We start from the raw sequence: 16,769 nt of genomic DNA, 5'->3' as shown, positions 1-16,769 counted from the left end.
CTTACCCGTAAACCATTGTCGTGTTTGTCAAGAGCGATGGCGGGAGTTCCCCTCATCCTAAAATATTAGGATTTTTATTTTGAGGTTGTTTTCATAGAACTTTTTACACTACCTTCTTTATTGTTTTATATTAAGGATAAAATAATCCCTATTATCTTTTATCAATCCGTTTAGAAATAAAATCGCCAATAAATTGGAAAATGAAAACGATAATGACAATCACTATTGTACAAGCAAAGACGACATCAAAGTCTCTGCGCATAAAACCATAATAATGGGCATGGTTTCCTAGTCCCCCGGCACCGATTACTCCAGCCATCGCAGTATAGCCAATTAAGGCAATGGATGTAACGGTAATGCCGGAAATCAATGCAGGCATCGATTCTGGAAGCAGCACTTTAAAGATGATCGTGCTGTTTCTTGCTCCCATTGATTTCGCCGCTTCGACTACCCCTTTATTCACTTCAATAAGGGCAATTTCCACTAATCTGGCGTAGAAAGGAGCGGTGCCAATAATTAGAGCCGGCAATGCTGCATTTGGCCCGCGAACGGTGCCAATCAAAAAGTTCGTAAATGGGAATAAGAGCAAAATTAAAATAATAAATGGAATGGCCCGGAATATATTCACGAGGGCAGATGTGACAACATAAACAAATTTGTTTTCCCAAAGTCCGCCTTTATTTGTAAGATAGAGCAATAATCCGAGCAAAATACCTAAAATAATGACCCCGATTAAGGATAAGACAGTCATATATAGTGTTTCATATGTTGCCTTCAGCAATTCATCAGATGTTATGTTTGGAAATAACTCGCTTATCATTTGCAACCACCTCCACTTCAGCAGAGGTTTCTTCCCGTATATAAGCTACTGCTTTCTCTATCTCTGCTTCCTCTCCCTTGGCTTGGACGAAAAGGGTTCCGTATCCGCCGCCTTGGGTCTGTGTAATTTTTCCTTGAAGAATATTTATATCTATCGGATATTTGCGGATGACATCGCTGATGACCGATTCCTGGGTTGCTTCGCCGATAAAATGAAGCCGGAGAAGTTTTCCTTCTTTTATACTGGATAGCAAATAATGGATATCCTCGTCTTCTTTATCCGTCCCCATCACCTGGGCAACAAACTTTCTCGTTACCGGCTGTTTCGGATTCGTAAATACTTCAAGCACGTCACCTTGCTCGACGATTTTCCCATGTTCCATCACCGCAACCCGCTGGCAAATTTTTCGGATGACGTGCATTTCATGGGTAATAAGGATAATGGTTAATCCTAACTTTTTATTGATATCAACGAGCAAGTCCAGAATGGAATTCGTCGTTTCCGGATCCAGCGCACTGGTCGCTTCATCACAAAGCAGCACTTTCGGATTGTTAGCCAGCGCCCGGGCAATGCCGACCCGCTGCTTTTGTCCTCCGCTCAGTTGGGAAGGATAAGATTTTTCCCTTCCATTCAGCCCGACCAGGTCGATCAGTTCCTGGACCCTTTCCATTCTCTCCCGTTTCGGGACTCCCGCAATTTCCAGCGGAAAAGCGATATTTTCTTCCACCGTCCGCGACCAAAGCAAATTAAAATGCTGGAAAATCATGCCGATTTCTTGCCTTGCCAGACGCAGTTCGTTTGCATTCAGTGCAGTTATTTCTTTATCGCGGATTGTAATTTTCCCTGAAGTAGGTTCCTCCAGCCGATTAATCAGCCGCACAAACGTACTTTTGCCTGCGCCGCTATAGCCAATCACACCAAAAATTTCCCCTTCTTCGATATCTAACGTAATTCCATCTACTGCTGTAATTTCTTTATCTTTTGTCGTAAAAGTTTTTCGTAACCCTTCGATGGAAATCACTGATATCCCTCCTCTGCCTTTCCGTTTCGCTTAGTATGTACTTTTCGCGTAAAATAAAATACGCCTTTCTGCCAGAGAACAGAAAGACGTATGAGTATACAAACAAGCACATATATACTTTAGTCTTACCGTTCTCTCATCTTTCAAAGCAAACATGCTTTGCAGGACTTGGCACCTTTTTCAAACAATATGTTTGAAGGTTGCCGCGGTTTCCTCGGGCCGGTCCCTCCACCGCTCTTGATAAGAGAAAGTAACGCGAATTCATTTATTAAATTTATGATTCTAATCATAGCACCGGTTTTATCCCTTGTCAACAAATAACGAAAATTTTTTATACAAATTGCTTTCCATGCACCGGAGAGGCTATATTACTGCATTTTTTCCTGAAATATTTCGGGTTTATACTCGTACAAATATGTATAAATATTAGCAATGGACCGGAAAGCATAAACTTTTTCTTTTACTTCGCCTTGTTCCATAATCAGCAAACAAGGAACACTTTCGACTTTATGTTCCTGCAAATAATCAGCATAATAGGAAGCATTCATTTCGAAAAAAATCGTTTGCTGATGAATCGATTCAATTTTTTCCAGCATTGCCCTTGCCACGTGACAAGTTCCGCAAAAGGGGGAGAAAATAAAGAGCAAATAGTTCCCATCCTGCAATTGTTCCTTTGTAATTTGCTGCAAAAAAACCACCTTCACTGATATTGTTTCGTTTATTTCTTTCCGCCGGAATCATCCGAATCTGAAAATCCACGCGATCCGTAATTTCTATATGTCCCTTGCGTACCATTACTTCCTTGGGATAAATAATATGGATCAACCGAAATATGTTTGCTTAACAACGCAGTTGCAAGGAGGTGCTTTGGCGTTGTTGCCACCTCCCGATATTCGCTGCTGACAAAAATATGCTGTGCGTGGGGAAGTTCCTTTGACAATAGTTTTCTTAACTTTATCCCGGATTTATCCTCATCAACTAAAATATAAACTTCCTTTTCGTCTAAATCATAAGTTTCCAGCAATTCATCGAAACGCGCAATTCCGAGCGTTCCATTCGTACAAATAATCGTCACGTTTTCGGTAATAATTTTTTCAATCTGTCTTTTGTCCGACAGCCCTTCCACGATAATTACCTTATCAGACGGAGTTGTAATCATCTGTTTGCACTCCTTCTGGAAGCAACAAGGTGCTTTCTTCGCTAATAATTCTCATTATATGATAAAACGAAGGCTAACTATACAGATATTCATCATATAGTTAGCCTTTCCTTTTAATCTTCTTCAGTTAGTTCTTTATACGCCTGTGCAGATAAAAGGTTGTCCAATTCGGATTCATCACTTAATTCGACAACAATCATCCAAGCCTTTTCATACGGAGATTCATTGACAAATTCCGGGCTGTCTTCCAGCTCTTCATTCACTTCCACAACTTTACCTGAAACCGGTGCATATAATTCAGAAACCGTTTTAACAGATTCCACGCTGCCAAAAGGTTCGTCTACCGTAATTTCATCGCCAACTTCAGGAAGTTCAACGAAAACGATATCGCCCAATTCATCCTGAGCAAAATCGGTAATACCGATACGCACTTGATTGCCTTCTCTTTTTACCCACTCATGTTCTTTTGAATACAATAATTCCTCAGGAAAGTTCACCTTTATCCCTCCAAGTAAAAAACTGTTATAACATAACTATACATTTTATAGGCATTTTTTTCTACCTATTTCTTTAAGCTAACCAATTTGCAGCGAAAGTTTCTTCATTAAATCCGACGGTCACTTTGTTTCCGTCGGTAACGATCGGCCGTTTGATCAGCATTCCGTCGGATGCAAGCAGTTCCGCCATTTCTTCTTTCGTCATGTCATTTACTTTATCTTTCAACTGTAGTTCCCGATATTTTTTTCCGCTCGTATTAAAAAACTTTTTCGGTGCAACGTCCGCTTTTTCCATAAAACTTAAAATTTCTTCTTTCGTTGGCGGATTTTCAGCGATTGGAATCGCTTCGTATTCTAACCCGTTGTCATCCAGCCATTTTTTTGCCTTGCGACACGTACCGCATTTTGCATACCAATAAAATGTTAATGCCATAGTTACACCCCATTTCCTGCCATGATAGATATGTATTCAACCTCTCAATATTAATCTACCATACATTTAAACGTCAGAAAAATCATATGGTTTTCAAACAAACTTAGGTTTCATGGCAGGCAGCAAACTGAATAAACGCGGAACCGAAATCTTTACAGTTCCGCGTTTTCATATTGATTTGCACTTCAGTTTCTATAAAACATATTTTTCTTGTTCGATAATTGGTGCAGCGATTTCCCGTTTTTTCTTGATGACATTGATCGGCGTATGGCGGGTTAATTTTCTTAAAGAAGCAAGCATCATCCGCAAGTTGTCCCCTTCCTCAACCGCTAAAATCGTTTCTTTCGCATCGGCTTCAATTCGGTTAAAGGCTTCTTGCACATACACTTCAGTATATAATAGCTTTTGTCTGCTTTTCTCTTCGCCATCCCGGCCAATCGCTTTTTCCGTACGAAGAATGGCAGATTCCATATTGTATACTTCTGCAACCATGTCAGCAAGGTTCGCAAGGATTTCCTGTTCCCCTTCAATTTTTTGCATATACTTTTGTACCGCTAATCCTGCAGCAAATAGAACAATTTTCTTCGCATTCTTCAGCAAATATTTCTCCTGTTCTAACGGTTCAGTGCCTACTTCCTGCGGCATCATCATCACTAATTCTTCCTGCAGGCTTTGAGCTTGCTGGAGCAGCGGCAATTCTCCCTTCATTGCTTTTTTCAGCAATGTTCCTGGAACGAGCAGACGGTTAATTTCATTCGTTCCTTCGAAAATCCGATTTATCCGGGAATCCCGATACATCCGCTCCACATCGTACTCCTGGATAAAGCCGTTTCCGCCATGCATTTGTACTGCTTCGTCAACCGCATGGTCCAATAGTTCGGTCGCCATATATTTGTTCATGGAGCATTCAATTTGATACTCGGCAATCGCTTTTGCTACTTCGCGGCCGTCTTTTAATTGTTCTTCCGTTAATGATCCCATCCGCTGTTCGAACAACCCGACGGTCCGATAAACGGCACTTTCATTGGCATAAATTTCAGAAGCAATGGTTCCGATTTTTTCCTGAGTCAATGCAAAGCTGGAAATCGCTCGATTAAACTGTTTCCGTTCATTTACATATTTAACTGCTGTTTCCAGCGCAGCTTTTGCCCCGCCGACACCGCCGATAGCTAATTTATAGCGGCCGACGTTTAAAATATTAAAGGCAATCCGATGGCCTTTGCCGATTTCACCGAGGAGGTTTTCCGCCGGAACTTCAGCATTATCTAAAATTAGCGTTCTTGTGGACGAGCCTTTAATTCCCATTTTCTGTTCTTCTGCTCCGGTAGACACACCTGGGAAATCTCTCTCCACAATAAAGGTGGAGAAGTGCTCCCCATCCACTTTGGCATAGACGATAAATACGTCTGCAAAGGCAGCATTCGTAATAAATTGTTTTTCCCCATTTAAAATATAATGGGTTCCCGCTTCATTTAATACGGCTGTCGTTTTGGCCGCAAGCGCATCAGACCCAGATCCCGATTCGGTCAGCGCATAGGCAGCGATTAGCTCGCCGGTTGCCAGTTTCGGTAAATATTTTGCCTTCTGTTCTTCATTGCCAAAAAATACAATCGGCAAGGAACCGATACCGACATGGGCTCCATGGGTAATGGAAAAGGCGCCGGCACGGGAGAATTTTTCCGTAATTAACGCCGAACTTGTTTTATCTAATCCGAGGCCGCCGTATTCTTCCGGAATATCCGCACTTAATAGCCCCAACTCCCCGGCTTTCTTTAACAGTTCCACCGAAAGATCAAATTCATGGTTTTCCAATTTTTCTGCTACCGGCAGCACTTCATTTTCAATAAATTCTTCCGTCGTTTTCGCGATCATTTTATGTTCATCGGTAAAATCTTCCGGAGTAATGATATCTTCCCCGGTTAAATCTTCTGTCAAAAAAGCGCCGCCTTTAAATACTTTCTCTTTCGTTTCGCTCACGTGAATCCTTCCTTTCTATCATTTTATTATTTCGTAATCGGAGAAAGATTCTCCGATTACATAGATTATAGAAGTTCGAATACGCCGGCAGCACCCATTCCGCCGCCGATACACATCGTCACAACGCCAAATTGTACATTGCGGCGTTTCATTTCATGGATTAGGGATAACGTTAATTTCGTTCCCGTGCAGCCAAGGGGATGTCCCAGGGCGATGGCACCGCCATTTACATTCACTTTGTCCATATCCAAATCCAACGCTTGAATCACCCGAACCGCCTGAGCAGCAAATGCTTCATTCAGCTCAAACAATCCAACGTCAGACAGTTCAATTCCCGCCATTTCCAACGCTTTCGGAATGGCTGCCACCGGACCGACTCCCATAATTTCTGGTTCTACTCCTGCAACCGCATAGGAGCGGAATTTCACGAGCGGAGTCAGTCCTTCTGCTTCTGCCTTTTCCCTGTCCATCACCAGAACAGACGCAGCCCCGTCACTCATTTGCGAAGAGTTCCCGGCTGTTACCGTTCCGCCGTTTTTAAAGGCTGGACGCAGCGTAGCCAATACTTCCATCGAAGTTTCCGGACGAACCCCTTCATCGGTATCAAAGACAAAAGATTTTTCCTCGATTTTATTGTTCTTTCCGACAAACCGTTCTTTCACTTCCACCGGAACAATTTCCTCTTTAAATTTCCCTTCTTCAATCGCTTTTGCTGCCCGTTTATGGCTTCGTACAGCAAATTCATCCTGATCCTCCCGGGAAATGCCAAATCGCTTAGCCACTTCTTCCGCCGTATGCCCCATGCTCATGTAATATCCAGGAGCTGTTTCCACGAGGGTCGGGTTTGGCTTAATGACATGGCCGCCCATTGGAATCAGGCTCATTGATTCGGCACCGCCGGCAATAATCGTATCGCTTGCTCCGACCATAATCCGCTCTGCCGCAAAGGCGATAGACTGAAGACCAGAAGAACAATAGCGATTAATCGTCACTCCCGGAACATCCTTATCCAATCCTGCCAGTGCCGCAACATTGCGCGCCATATTCATTCCTTGCTCAGCTTCCGGCATGGCACAGCCGATAATAACGTCATCAATATTGCCGTCATAGCCACCGGCCCGCTTCAATGTTTCTTTTATCGTCAATGCGGCTAAATCATCCGGTCTAGTGTTCGCTAATGACCCTTTAAAGGCTTTTCCGACAGGGGTTCTTGCACCTGCAACGATTACAGCTTCTTTCATTTCCTTCTCCTCCCCCATATTAATTACGCAATGGTTTTCCTTTTAATAACATGTGCTGCATTCTCGCCTGGGTTAGCGGCTCGCCAATCAGACTTAAAAATGCTTCTCTTTCCAAGTCAAGCATAACTTGCTCATCAATTAACGTTCCTTCTTTTATTCTTCCGCCGGATAGAACATAGGCTAATTTTTCAGCAATCTTTATATCATGGTCGGATGCATATCCGGCATATTGCATCGATTTTGCTCCCATGACCATGGCAGCATAGCCGGCATCCCCGACGACCGGAATTTTCTCCGGCTGCGGCTTTTTATATCCTGTTCTCGCCAGCGCAAGCACTTTTTCTTTCGCATCGTATAGTAAATGGTCCGGATTTACGCTGATGCCATCCCCTTTTCCAAGGAAGCCATATTCGAAGGCCTCTTCCGCCGAAGTGGACACCTTTGCCGTTGCCACTTTTTCAAATACGTCGTTGGCGATTTTCATCAAGTCAAAATCAATCCCTTTTGGCATGTTGCGAAGTTTCTTCAAGTACAATTCCTTCGTTCCGCCGCCGCCAGGAATCAGTCCGACGCCAACTTCCACAAGCCCAATATACGTTTCTGCCGAGGCCTGAACCGCTGCGGCCGGCAATGTTACTTCCGCACCGCCGCCCAGCGTCATATTAAACGGCGCGACGACGACCGGCTTTTCCGCATATTTAATACGCATCGTCATATTTTGGAACTGGCGGATGACTAAATCCAATTCGTCAAAGTTTTGGTCCTGTGCTTCCATCAGCATCAAGGCTAAGTTTGCACCGACGGAGAAGTTTTTCCCTTGGTTGCCAATCACGAGTCCGACGTAATTTTTCTCAACTTCTTCGAGGGCAAATTTCACCATCTGCATCGTATCGAGACCTAGCGCATTGCTCTTCGAGTGGAATTCAAGCAGCGCCACTCCATCTCCCATATCAATCAGACTTGCTCCGGTATTTTTCTTAATAACGCCCTTTGTTTCTTTTAATCGCTTAATATGAATTTCTTTCCGATTAAATTGCCGCTCTTTATATTCACCATTGTGGTAGAAATATACGCTTCCGCTGTCTGCTTTATAGAAGGATGTATTTCCTTTTTCCAAAAGGTTCAGCACCCACTCCGGTATCGTATCTCCTTCTTCCTGCATTCGTTTCACCGATTTTTCCAGTCCGATAGCATCCCACATTTCAAATGGACCGAGTTCCCAGCCGAATCCCCACTTCATCGCATCATCGATGGAGACGATATCGTCGGCAATTTCACCAAGAAGGTCAGCTGTATATAGAAGCGTCCGTTTCGTTACTGCCCAAATGAAGTCTCCTGCCGGATCACCTTTTGCACTTAGAAGCGTTTTCAATTTCGCCCGGGTTCCTTTTTGCTGTTTTGCCATTTCCACAGCAGGCGTTGTAAATTTTTTCCTGTCTTCATATTCGAGGCTTTCCGGATTTAATTGATAGATAACACCTTTTTCTTTTTTGAAAAATCCTTTGCCTGCTTTTGCCCCAATCATGCCCTTTTCTTTCATCTGCAGCATGAATTCCGGCACTTCAAATACTTTCTTTTCTTCCCCTTCCACTTGGTCATACACGTTGTTTGCCACATGGATAAACGTATCTAGACCGACGACATCCAACGTGCGGAAGGTTGCGCTTTTCGGCCGCCCGATTAACGGTCCTGTTACTGAATCCACTTCACCGACGGTTAAGCCTTTATTTAACATTTCCTGAACGGTAACGAGCAAGCCGTATGTTCCGATACGGTTAGCAATAAAGTTTGGCGTGTCCTTCGCTTCCACGACACCTTTACCAAGAACGTTCTCACCGAATGTTTTCATATAAGCTAATACTTCCGGATCCGTATATTTCGTTGGAATGACTTCGAGCAGTTTTAAGTATCTTGGCGGGTTAAAGAAATGGGTCCCTAAGAAATGTTTTTTCATGTCGTCGGAACAGTCTTCAATCATGGCGTTTACGGAAATTCCCGACGTGTTGGAGCTGACAATCGTTCCCGGTTTCCGGAACTGGTCTACTTTGGCAAATACTTGTTTCTTAATTTTCAGGTTTTCGACGACTACTTCAATAATCCAGTCCACGTCAGCGAGTTTTTCTAAATCGTCTTCCATGTTCCCGATTTCAATCAGTTCCAGGGTTCTTTTCGAAGTAATTGGCGATGGTTTCTGTTTCAATAATGCTTTTTTGCTTTGTGCCGGGATACGGTTTCGCACTGCCGGATGGTCAAGGGTCAACCCTTTTTCTGCCTCTTCCTTCGTTAATTCCCGAGGTACGATATCCAGCATAATTACCGGGATTCCGACGTTTGCCAAATGGGCTGCGATCCCGGAGCCCATCACCCCGGAGCCTAGTACTGCAGCTTTTTTAATCTGGTAGCTCATGATTTCCTCCCCCTATTCTAATTTTGAATGAATACTCATTCATTTTCTCTCCAAAAATAAAAGATAGCGAACTATCTGTTTATTTTACTATAAAATAATTTCTGACTTTTTGCAATCATTATATTCGAATATTAAGAGAACTTTCTTTGCGGCTTTTTATTCAATGGGCATCCCGGTTTATTTTATTTGCACATAAAAAATTTATTAGTAATCGTAATCATTCCTGTTTACAAATCGTAATCATTACGATAATATAATTACGTATTTTATTTATGCGCGTACGAGAAAATTCAGACATAGAAGGGAAAACATATGCGTTATTTAAAACCGATTTTCTTATTTATTGCCATGGCTGTTCTTGCATCGGGATGCGGCTCCCCTCAAGATTCAAATAGTGATGATACCGAGTTGACAATTTATACGTCCGTTTATCCGATTCAATATATTGCAGAAAGAATTAGTGGAGATTTAGCCGCCGTTGAAACAATATACCCTCCCGGTGTAGATGCCCATTCCTACGAACCGTCCACAAGGGATATGACGAAAATTGCGGAAAGTGATGCCTTCATTTATTTAGGAAATCAGATGGAGCCGTTTGCTGATGCTGCGGCGGAAGCATTGCAATCGGAGAAAGTTTCCCTTATTGAGTTAGGGGAATATGAAGAATTGTTTCTTTCTCTTGATGGAGAGCATCACCATGAAGATGAAGAACACCATCACGGAGATTTCGATCCCCATATTTGGCTGGATCCGATCCGGATGATAAAAATGTCGGAAGTCATTACAAATCATCTGGTTGAAATCAGTCCTGAAAATGAAGAGCTTTTCCAAGAAAACTTTCAAACGCTAAAAGAAGATTTAACGGAGCTTGGTGAAGAATTTCAGCGAACACTGTCTTCCCAGCCAAACAGAAACATCCTCGTTTCACATGCGGCGTACGGTTATTGGGAAGAACGGTACGGAATTAAGCAAATTTCGATTCTCGGCTTATCATCCAGTACAGAGCCTTCTCAACAGCAATTGACAAAAATAATTGATGAAGCGAAGGAACATCAATTAAAGTACATTCTTTACGAGCAAAACACCTCCAGCCGAATTAGCGAAGTCATTGAGCAGGAAATCGGGCTAGATCCCCTAACATTGCACAATTTAGCTGTATTGACGGAGGAAGATATTGCAAATAATGAAGATTACCTGTCCTTGATGCGTAAAAACTTGGATACTCTGCTTAAAGCAACGGAATAGGCCGGGAAGGAGGAATTGTATTGAACGATATTATTGTATCGATGAATAATATTAGTTTTACCTATGAACGAAAAAAAGTGCTCGACCGGGTGAATCTGGATATTCCGCAAGGTGCATTCATCGGTTTAGTCGGCCCGAATGGCGGCGGAAAAACGACTCTTGTTAAAATTATGCTCGGACTGCTAAAGCCGGATGAAGGGGAAGTCACCTTGTTTCAGCAGCCAATCAGCCAGTTTAAAGATTGGCAAAAAATCGGCTTTGTTTCCCAAAAGGCAAACTCCTTCAATAGAGGCTTTCCCGCAACGGTCTATGAAGTTGTTTCCACAGGACTTACGGCAAAGGTAGGCTATTTTCGCTTTTTCAACAAATATCATAAGGAAAAAATATTACACGCCATTGACCAGGTGGGAATGCTGGACTACGCCAATGAAAACATTGGCAATTTATCCGGAGGCCAGCAGCAGCGAATTTTTATTGCCCGGGCCCTTGTCAATGATCCGGAACTGTTAATCTTGGATGAGCCGACGGTGGGTGTCGACCAGGAAAATGTGCATAAATTTTATGAATTGCTGCATCGGCTTAATAAGGAAGAAAAAATCACATTATTATTGATTACCCACGATACGGGAACGATGACGGAACACGCAACAGATGTCGTTTGCCTGAATAAAACTTTGCATTTCCACGGAAAGCCGGAACAATTTGAAGACATGAAAGAAAAAGACTTATCGATGATTTACGGGCACAATGTCAATTTGGTGACCCATCATCATTCACCGGAGGAACAACAATGATCACAGATTTTTTTCAGTACGAATTTTTACGCTTTACTTTTTTCACCGGAATACTGATTGGCATCATCGCCCCATTGCTCGGAACGTTTATCGTCGTCCGGAGACTCTCGCTCATTGCCGACGCCCTATCCCATGTCACTTTGGCTGGAATCGCCTTCGGACTGATGATGGAAAAACTTTTTCTCATTACGTTTTCACCATTATATAGCGGTATGGTATTTTCCGTTGTCGGATCAGTGCTAATTGAAAAATTGCGTTATGTTTACAAAGCATATCAGGAAATTGCCATTCCCATTATTTTATCCGGAGGGGTCGGCTTCAGCGTTATTTTCATTGCCGTCGCCAACGGTTTTAATAACGACCTGTTCAATTATTTGTTTGGCTCCGTATCTGCGGTAAGCCGAACAGATTTTTTGATGATTTTATGTATTTCCATCTTTGTAACAGTTATCGTAGCATTATTTTATAAAGAATTATTTACCCTTTCCTTTGATGAAGAGCATGCGGCTATTTCCGGCTTACACGCAAAAGGAATCCATCTGCTGTTTATCATGCTGACGGCACTCGTCATTGCCGCATCGATCCGAATCGTTGGAGTCCTGCTCGTTTCCGCCTTAATGACATTGCCTGTTGCTGCAGCAATGCGCCTGGCAAAAGGTTTCAAACAAATGATGGTTTTATCGATTTTGTTTGGAGAGCTTTCCGTCATTATCGGAATTATAGCAGGCTACTATTTAAATATCCCCCCTGGAGGAACGATCGTCGTTACTTCGATAATCATTCTGCTTCTTGCAATTGCGAAAAACAAATGGGGAATTGGCAGTAAAAAAGTGAGGGAATCTTTATGAATGTAAATGAAGCGATAAAGATTTTAAAAGAAAAGGGCTATAAAGCTACAGGAAGAAGAAAAGATATTCTTACTTATTTTTCCCAGGAAGATGGTTACCGGTCTGCAAAAGATTTAATCCAATATTTAGAAAAGCAAAATGAAGGAATTAGCTTTGATACAATTTATCGCAATTTGCATCTTTATAATGAAGTCGGTATTTTAGAAACGACAGAACTAAATGGGGAAAAACTTTTTCGCATGAATTGTTCCAATGAACATCACCATCATTTTATTTGTAATCTTTGCGGCAGAACGAAAGAAATTGACGTATGCCCAATGGACGAAGTAAAACAAATGTTGGCAAATTATATGATTGAGGATCATAAATTTGAAATTTACGGCCTCTGCCCTGCATGCCAGGAAGCTTAAAAAGGATTGCGACCCGAGCGCGATCCTTTTTCTTTTTAATATTATACCTCTGTGAAAATATCGCAGCAGCAGGTTTTCATTTGCATAGTCTTCCAGTATAATAGATTCAGTAGATAAGTTAGGAGAATGAAAATGGAAAGAAAGAAAGGCATTTATATTTTTCTTCTCACTTTATTTTCTATTGGACTTATCATTTTTATCGGAATTATGCAAATTCAATTTATGAATCCAACATTTGACTCTAACGTACAAGCAATTTCATTAGATTTGGATGAAACGGTCGATGATAAACCAGACGGAGAAGAGCCGCTAACTCCGAATGACGATGAAAATGAGGCTGATGACGATTCTACCTCCGAGGACCAGGAGACGGTAATTAAATATGTGGATGCGGATATATTAAACGTGCGGAGCGGTCCCAGCGCTGATGCAGAAATCGTCGGTCAAGTTACATATAACGAAGCACTGGAAGTGGAAGAACTCGATAATGCGGACGGCTGGGTTTATGTAAAAAATGAAAATGTCGACGGCTACGTCAATGGGAAATATTTAAGAGAAGAAAATACGGAAGAATAAGACACCTTTTGCCCTAACAAGGCACTAAGGTGTCTTTTATATCTTATTTTGAAAGGGATTTGATGTTTTAATCAACTCTATAGTCCACTATTGCTGCAGAAATGATCAAGAAGTGCTTATAGAAGTATTCTAATGTACGTTTTAGAGCAATAAATGCGTTGAAAGTGTTTATAAGGGAGCTCTAACGTCCATTTTGAAGCCGAAATTCCGGAAAAAGGGCTTTTAAAGGGTGTCTATTGGACATTTTGAAGTGAAAAATTCGGTAAAAGTGCTTATAGAGCCGTTCTAATGTACATTTTGACGCGAAAACTTCGACGAAAGTGCTTATAGAGCCGCTCTAATGTCTATTTTCGAGCAAAATTGATGGTAAAAGGGCTCATAGAGGGGTTCTATTGTCCATTCTGAAGCAAAAAAATCGGCGAAAGTGCTCATAAGAGCTTTTGAATGATTCACACGGGAGTAAAAATTCCTACAGAAGTGCACTTATAAGCTTTATAATGTCTCCTCAAAAGCAATAACTCCAACAAAATTGTTCATGGAAATGCTTGCTTTAATCTCCCCTAAAAAGCCTAAAAAGCAGAAAAATATAAAAATCTATTAAATTGGAAGACAACAAAAAAGCATTTCGCAAGTTTAGTGTTACTTACGAAATGCTAATTATTTTTATAAAGGCTCTATACTAAATGTTGGGGTTTAAAAATAATTTAAAGACAAATAAAAACACGCTTCTCCAATTTCTTTTATACTTGAATTGACCAGAAACAAGCAAAAAGAGAGGAGAAGCGCGTAAATGAATAATACCATAAAAATTCCTGGTTTAGAAGATGTAATTATTACAAAGGTGGAGGAATTTGAGGATCGAATAGCCATATTTGTCGAAATGAAGGTCCAAACCCATATATGCCCAAAATGTGGTAAAAAAACGAGAAAAATACATGATTATCGAGTGCAAAAAATCAAGCATTTAAAATGGTTTGAGCGTTTAAGCTATATTTTTTATCGGAAGCGCAGATATAGATGTGATACATGTGGCAAGAGATTTTATGAGAAAAATACGATTGTGGATCGTTACCAGCGTTTTTCCAAAGAATGGAATCGAGCCGTAAATATACGCAGTGTAAGAGCGAAGACATTTAAAGAAATTAGCCAGCAATTTGGCGCTTCCCCATCTACTATCATTCGCAGATTTGATGAGCTTGCAGAGAAAGAGCTAAAAGATGTAGAGGAGCTTCCTCGTGTCATCTCCATCGATGAATACAAAGGCGATACAAAAGAGGGTAAATATCAAGTCATTATCGCAAATGGGGAAACAAAGGAACCCATTGACATTCTTCCGAATCGGAGGAAAAAAACCATTGCCAACTACCTGCGTAAGTATGGGGCAAAGGTAGATGTCGTAGTAATGGATATGAGCCCATCCTTTAAAGCTGCGGTGAACAAAGCTCTAGATAGACCGGTGATTGTCGCAGATCGTTTTCATTTTTGCCGGTATATTTATTGGGCATTAGATGCCGTTCGCAGGCGGGTACAAAGTACTTGGAATGACTACGATCGGAAAAAGTGCAAAAAAATGCGTTATGTATTTTACAAGGACAGTGGGAAATTATCTGATAAGGATCGATGGTACTTGAACAGGTATTGTCAGATGTCGGAAGAATTAAGAGCAGCTTATCAATTAAAAGAAAAGTACTGTAAATGGTTCCAACAAGCAAAACAGAATGGCCTTGAGAAAATCCAAGAAACAAAAAAAGGTTTATATCGCTTTTATGAGTTGGTGGAAGAATCAGGAATCCCAGAATTTAAAAGAAATATTCAGACCTTAAAGAACTGGCAAACAGAGATATTAAACAGCTTTGTATATGGATATTCAAATGGATTTTTAGAAGGGATTAATAATCACACGAAAGTCATGAAACGGAATGCGTTTGGATTTAGAAACTTTAGACGTTCCCGTGCACGAATATTACTATCGCACAAGTATAAAGAAATTGGAGTTCATGTGGGTTAGGAAGACAGTTTCCTTTTACTCCTCTTCCTTTATTGGTGAAATTTATTTCACCAATAAAGGAAGAGGCCACCAAGCGCAAGCGCGGTAGCCTTAACCCCAACATTTGACATAGAACCTTTATAAATAATCTAAAGGATTTTGCAATGCACCGTTTTTATAAACTTCAAAATGTAAATGAATTCCTGTTGAATTTCCGGTCGCACCCATTACACCAATTTTTTGTCCTCTAGAAACTTTTTGTCCAGGTTTCACACTAATGGAAGATAAATGAGCATACACCGTTTTTAATCCATTTGCATGCCTTATAACTATTCGATTTCCATATCCTCCACTATTATAACCTGCAGATTCTACAACACCATCGGCAGCAGCAAAGATTGGTGGAACAACACTTCGATTCGTTCGTGCAATATCTATACCTTTATGTTGACTATTCCATCTTGGCCCCATATAGCTAGAAACATATCCTCCGCTCGTTGGCCATGCGAAAAATCCACTACCGGCAGGAGCAGAACTACTACTGCCTCCGTTTGACGACGATGTTTTTGTATTGCTAGAGTAGGATAATGTTTGTACTTTCGGTAATTTTAGCTTATTCTCAAGAGCTTTTAATTCACTATCCTTCATTTTTAACGATTTAATTTTATTATTTAATTCCGTTTCTTTTGCTTTTAAAGCTTCTTTTTGACTTTCCACCTGCTGTTTTTGTTCTCTGATCAGTTGATTCATTTCTTCTAACTCTTGCTGCATTCCAGTTAACTCTTCAAGTTTATTTTGCAACTCTTCTTGTTTTTCTTCAACTTTTCGTTTGTCTTCTTCTTGTTTCTCAATTAATCTTGCATCTGAATCTGCTATTTTATTCACTGCCGATACTCTACTAATGAAATCACCAAAACTTTTTGAACCGAAAATCACTTCTAAGTAACTTACTGCTCCACCAGTCTTCTGATAGGTGGATACTCGATCCTTTAAAATATTAAAACGTTTTTCAATATTTGCCTCCAGTTCTTCAATTTCTTTTTGTAATTGTTCTGACTCTTCTTCAGTAACGCGAATATCATTCTTGATTTCATTCAGCATTTTTTCGTTTTGGTTTAATGAATAATTCACAGCAGCGATTTCTTTTTCCAATTCTTTTAATTCTATTAAAATATCAGCAACTTGGCTTTCAGCATCTGATAAACTTTTCTTAATTTGGGAACGTTCTTCTTTTACTTCTTGCAAACTTTTTTCAGCATATGTAATATCGTGAAATGTCGTTATTCCAAAGCCAATAATAGCAACCGCACTTACCGCAGTTAAAAACTTTTTCAACTTTGCTTCCTCGCTTCCC

General features: G+C 41.0%; 16 protein-coding genes and 1 riboswitch. Of the genes, 6 read left to right on the top strand and 10 right to left on the bottom strand.

Translation table 11 applies throughout. The features are described 5' to 3' along the window. Window positions 1-151: 151 nt before the first annotated feature. The 9 genes from IEV18_RS07335 to IEV18_RS07295 form a co-directional block, all read right to left on the bottom strand. A complete protein-coding gene (locus tag IEV18_RS07335) occupies window positions 152-820 on the bottom strand; it encodes a methionine ABC transporter permease (RefSeq protein ID WP_188391733.1) in 669 nt (222 codons plus the stop codon). After that, window positions 786-1,841, bottom strand: coding sequence for a methionine ABC transporter ATP-binding protein (locus tag IEV18_RS07330; RefSeq protein WP_188391732.1), 1,056 nt, complete (start codon window positions 1,839-1,841; stop codon window positions 786-788). Before IEV18_RS07330 ends, IEV18_RS07335 begins: the two co-directional genes overlap by 35 nt. Before the next feature lie 133 nt (window positions 1,842-1,974). Continuing rightward, window positions 1,975-2,088: riboswitch (SAM riboswitch) on the bottom strand. Between the two features lie 121 nt (window positions 2,089-2,209). Next, a complete protein-coding gene (locus IEV18_RS07325; protein ID WP_188391731.1) occupies window positions 2,210-2,530 on the bottom strand; it encodes a thioredoxin family protein in 321 nt (106 codons plus the stop codon). Between the two features lie 29 nt (window positions 2,531-2,559). Then, complete coding sequence (locus IEV18_RS07320) at window positions 2,560-3,000, bottom strand: toprim domain-containing protein (RefSeq protein ID WP_188391730.1); 441 nt, start codon at window positions 2,998-3,000, stop codon at window positions 2,560-2,562. Window positions 3,001-3,113: 113 nt separating this feature from the next. Next, window positions 3,114-3,497, bottom strand: coding sequence for a glycine cleavage system protein GcvH (gene gcvH, locus IEV18_RS07315; protein WP_188391729.1), 384 nt, complete (start codon window positions 3,495-3,497; stop codon window positions 3,114-3,116). A 73-nt stretch (window positions 3,498-3,570) separates the two neighbouring features. Then, complete coding sequence (locus IEV18_RS07310) at window positions 3,571-3,930, bottom strand: arsenate reductase family protein (RefSeq protein ID WP_188391728.1); 360 nt, start codon at window positions 3,928-3,930, stop codon at window positions 3,571-3,573. 192 nt (window positions 3,931-4,122) lie between these two features. Beyond that, window positions 4,123-5,907 carry an acyl-CoA dehydrogenase FadE gene (locus IEV18_RS07305; protein ID WP_188391727.1) on the bottom strand — a complete coding sequence of 595 codons (1,785 nt, stop codon included), beginning with the start codon at window positions 5,905-5,907 and terminating at the stop codon, window positions 4,123-4,125. 65 nt (window positions 5,908-5,972) lie between these two features. Then, entirely contained in the window at window positions 5,973-7,148 is a 1,176-nt protein-coding gene (locus IEV18_RS07300) for an acetyl-CoA C-acetyltransferase (RefSeq protein WP_188391726.1), read from the bottom strand. Between the two features lie 19 nt (window positions 7,149-7,167). Further along, window positions 7,168-9,555, bottom strand: a complete 2,388-nt coding sequence (locus IEV18_RS07295) for a 3-hydroxyacyl-CoA dehydrogenase/enoyl-CoA hydratase family protein (RefSeq protein ID WP_188391725.1) — start codon at window positions 9,553-9,555, stop codon at window positions 7,168-7,170. A 312-nt stretch (window positions 9,556-9,867) separates the two neighbouring features. Here IEV18_RS07295 and IEV18_RS07290 point away from each other — a divergent pair, with 312 nt between their 5' ends. The 6 genes from IEV18_RS07290 to IEV18_RS07265 all read left to right on the top strand — a co-directional run bounded on the left by IEV18_RS07290 (window position 9,868) and on the right by IEV18_RS07265 (window position 15,436). Then, window positions 9,868-10,800, top strand: a complete 933-nt coding sequence (locus IEV18_RS07290) for a metal ABC transporter solute-binding protein, Zn/Mn family (protein WP_188391724.1) — start codon at window positions 9,868-9,870, stop codon at window positions 10,798-10,800. A 41-nt stretch (window positions 10,801-10,841) separates the two neighbouring features. Continuing rightward, window positions 10,842-11,594: a metal ABC transporter ATP-binding protein gene (locus IEV18_RS07285; protein ID WP_188391738.1), complete on the top strand. Its 753-nt coding sequence runs from the start codon at window positions 10,842-10,844 to the stop codon at window positions 11,592-11,594. Continuing rightward, window positions 11,591-12,442 (top strand): metal ABC transporter permease, encoded by an 852-nt coding sequence (locus IEV18_RS07280; RefSeq protein ID WP_188391723.1) that lies wholly within the window; start codon window positions 11,591-11,593, stop codon window positions 12,440-12,442. Before IEV18_RS07285 ends, IEV18_RS07280 begins: the two co-directional genes overlap by 4 nt. Beyond that, the gene (locus IEV18_RS07275; protein ID WP_188391722.1) at window positions 12,439-12,852 is read left to right on the top strand and encodes a Fur family transcriptional regulator; all 414 of its coding nucleotides are present in this window, start codon (window positions 12,439-12,441) and stop codon (window positions 12,850-12,852) included. Before IEV18_RS07280 ends, IEV18_RS07275 begins: the two co-directional genes overlap by 4 nt. A 132-nt stretch (window positions 12,853-12,984) precedes the next feature. Next, window positions 12,985-13,428, top strand: coding sequence for an SH3 domain-containing protein (locus IEV18_RS07270; RefSeq protein WP_188391721.1), 444 nt, complete (start codon window positions 12,985-12,987; stop codon window positions 13,426-13,428). Window positions 13,429-14,218: 790 nt separating this feature from the next. Further along, window positions 14,219-15,436: an ISL3 family transposase gene (locus IEV18_RS07265; protein ID WP_188391720.1), complete on the top strand. Its 1,218-nt coding sequence runs from the start codon at window positions 14,219-14,221 to the stop codon at window positions 15,434-15,436. 117 nt (window positions 15,437-15,553) lie between these two features. On the opposite strand, the gene IEV18_RS17525 is transcribed toward IEV18_RS07265, so the two are convergent. After that, on the bottom strand, window positions 15,554-16,750 hold the full coding sequence (locus IEV18_RS17525) for a murein hydrolase activator EnvC family protein (RefSeq protein ID WP_188391719.1): 1,197 nt from the start codon (window positions 16,748-16,750) through the stop codon (window positions 15,554-15,556). Window positions 16,751-16,769: the final 19 nt, after the last annotated feature.

The sequence above is a fragment of the Compostibacillus humi genome (assembly GCF_014637175.1).
GTDB classification, from domain to species: domain Bacteria; phylum Bacillota; class Bacilli; order Bacillales; family Amphibacillaceae; genus Oceanobacillus; species Oceanobacillus humi.
Note: the sequence above shows the minus strand (reverse complement) of the source record. Positions and strands in the feature narration are given on the sequence as shown.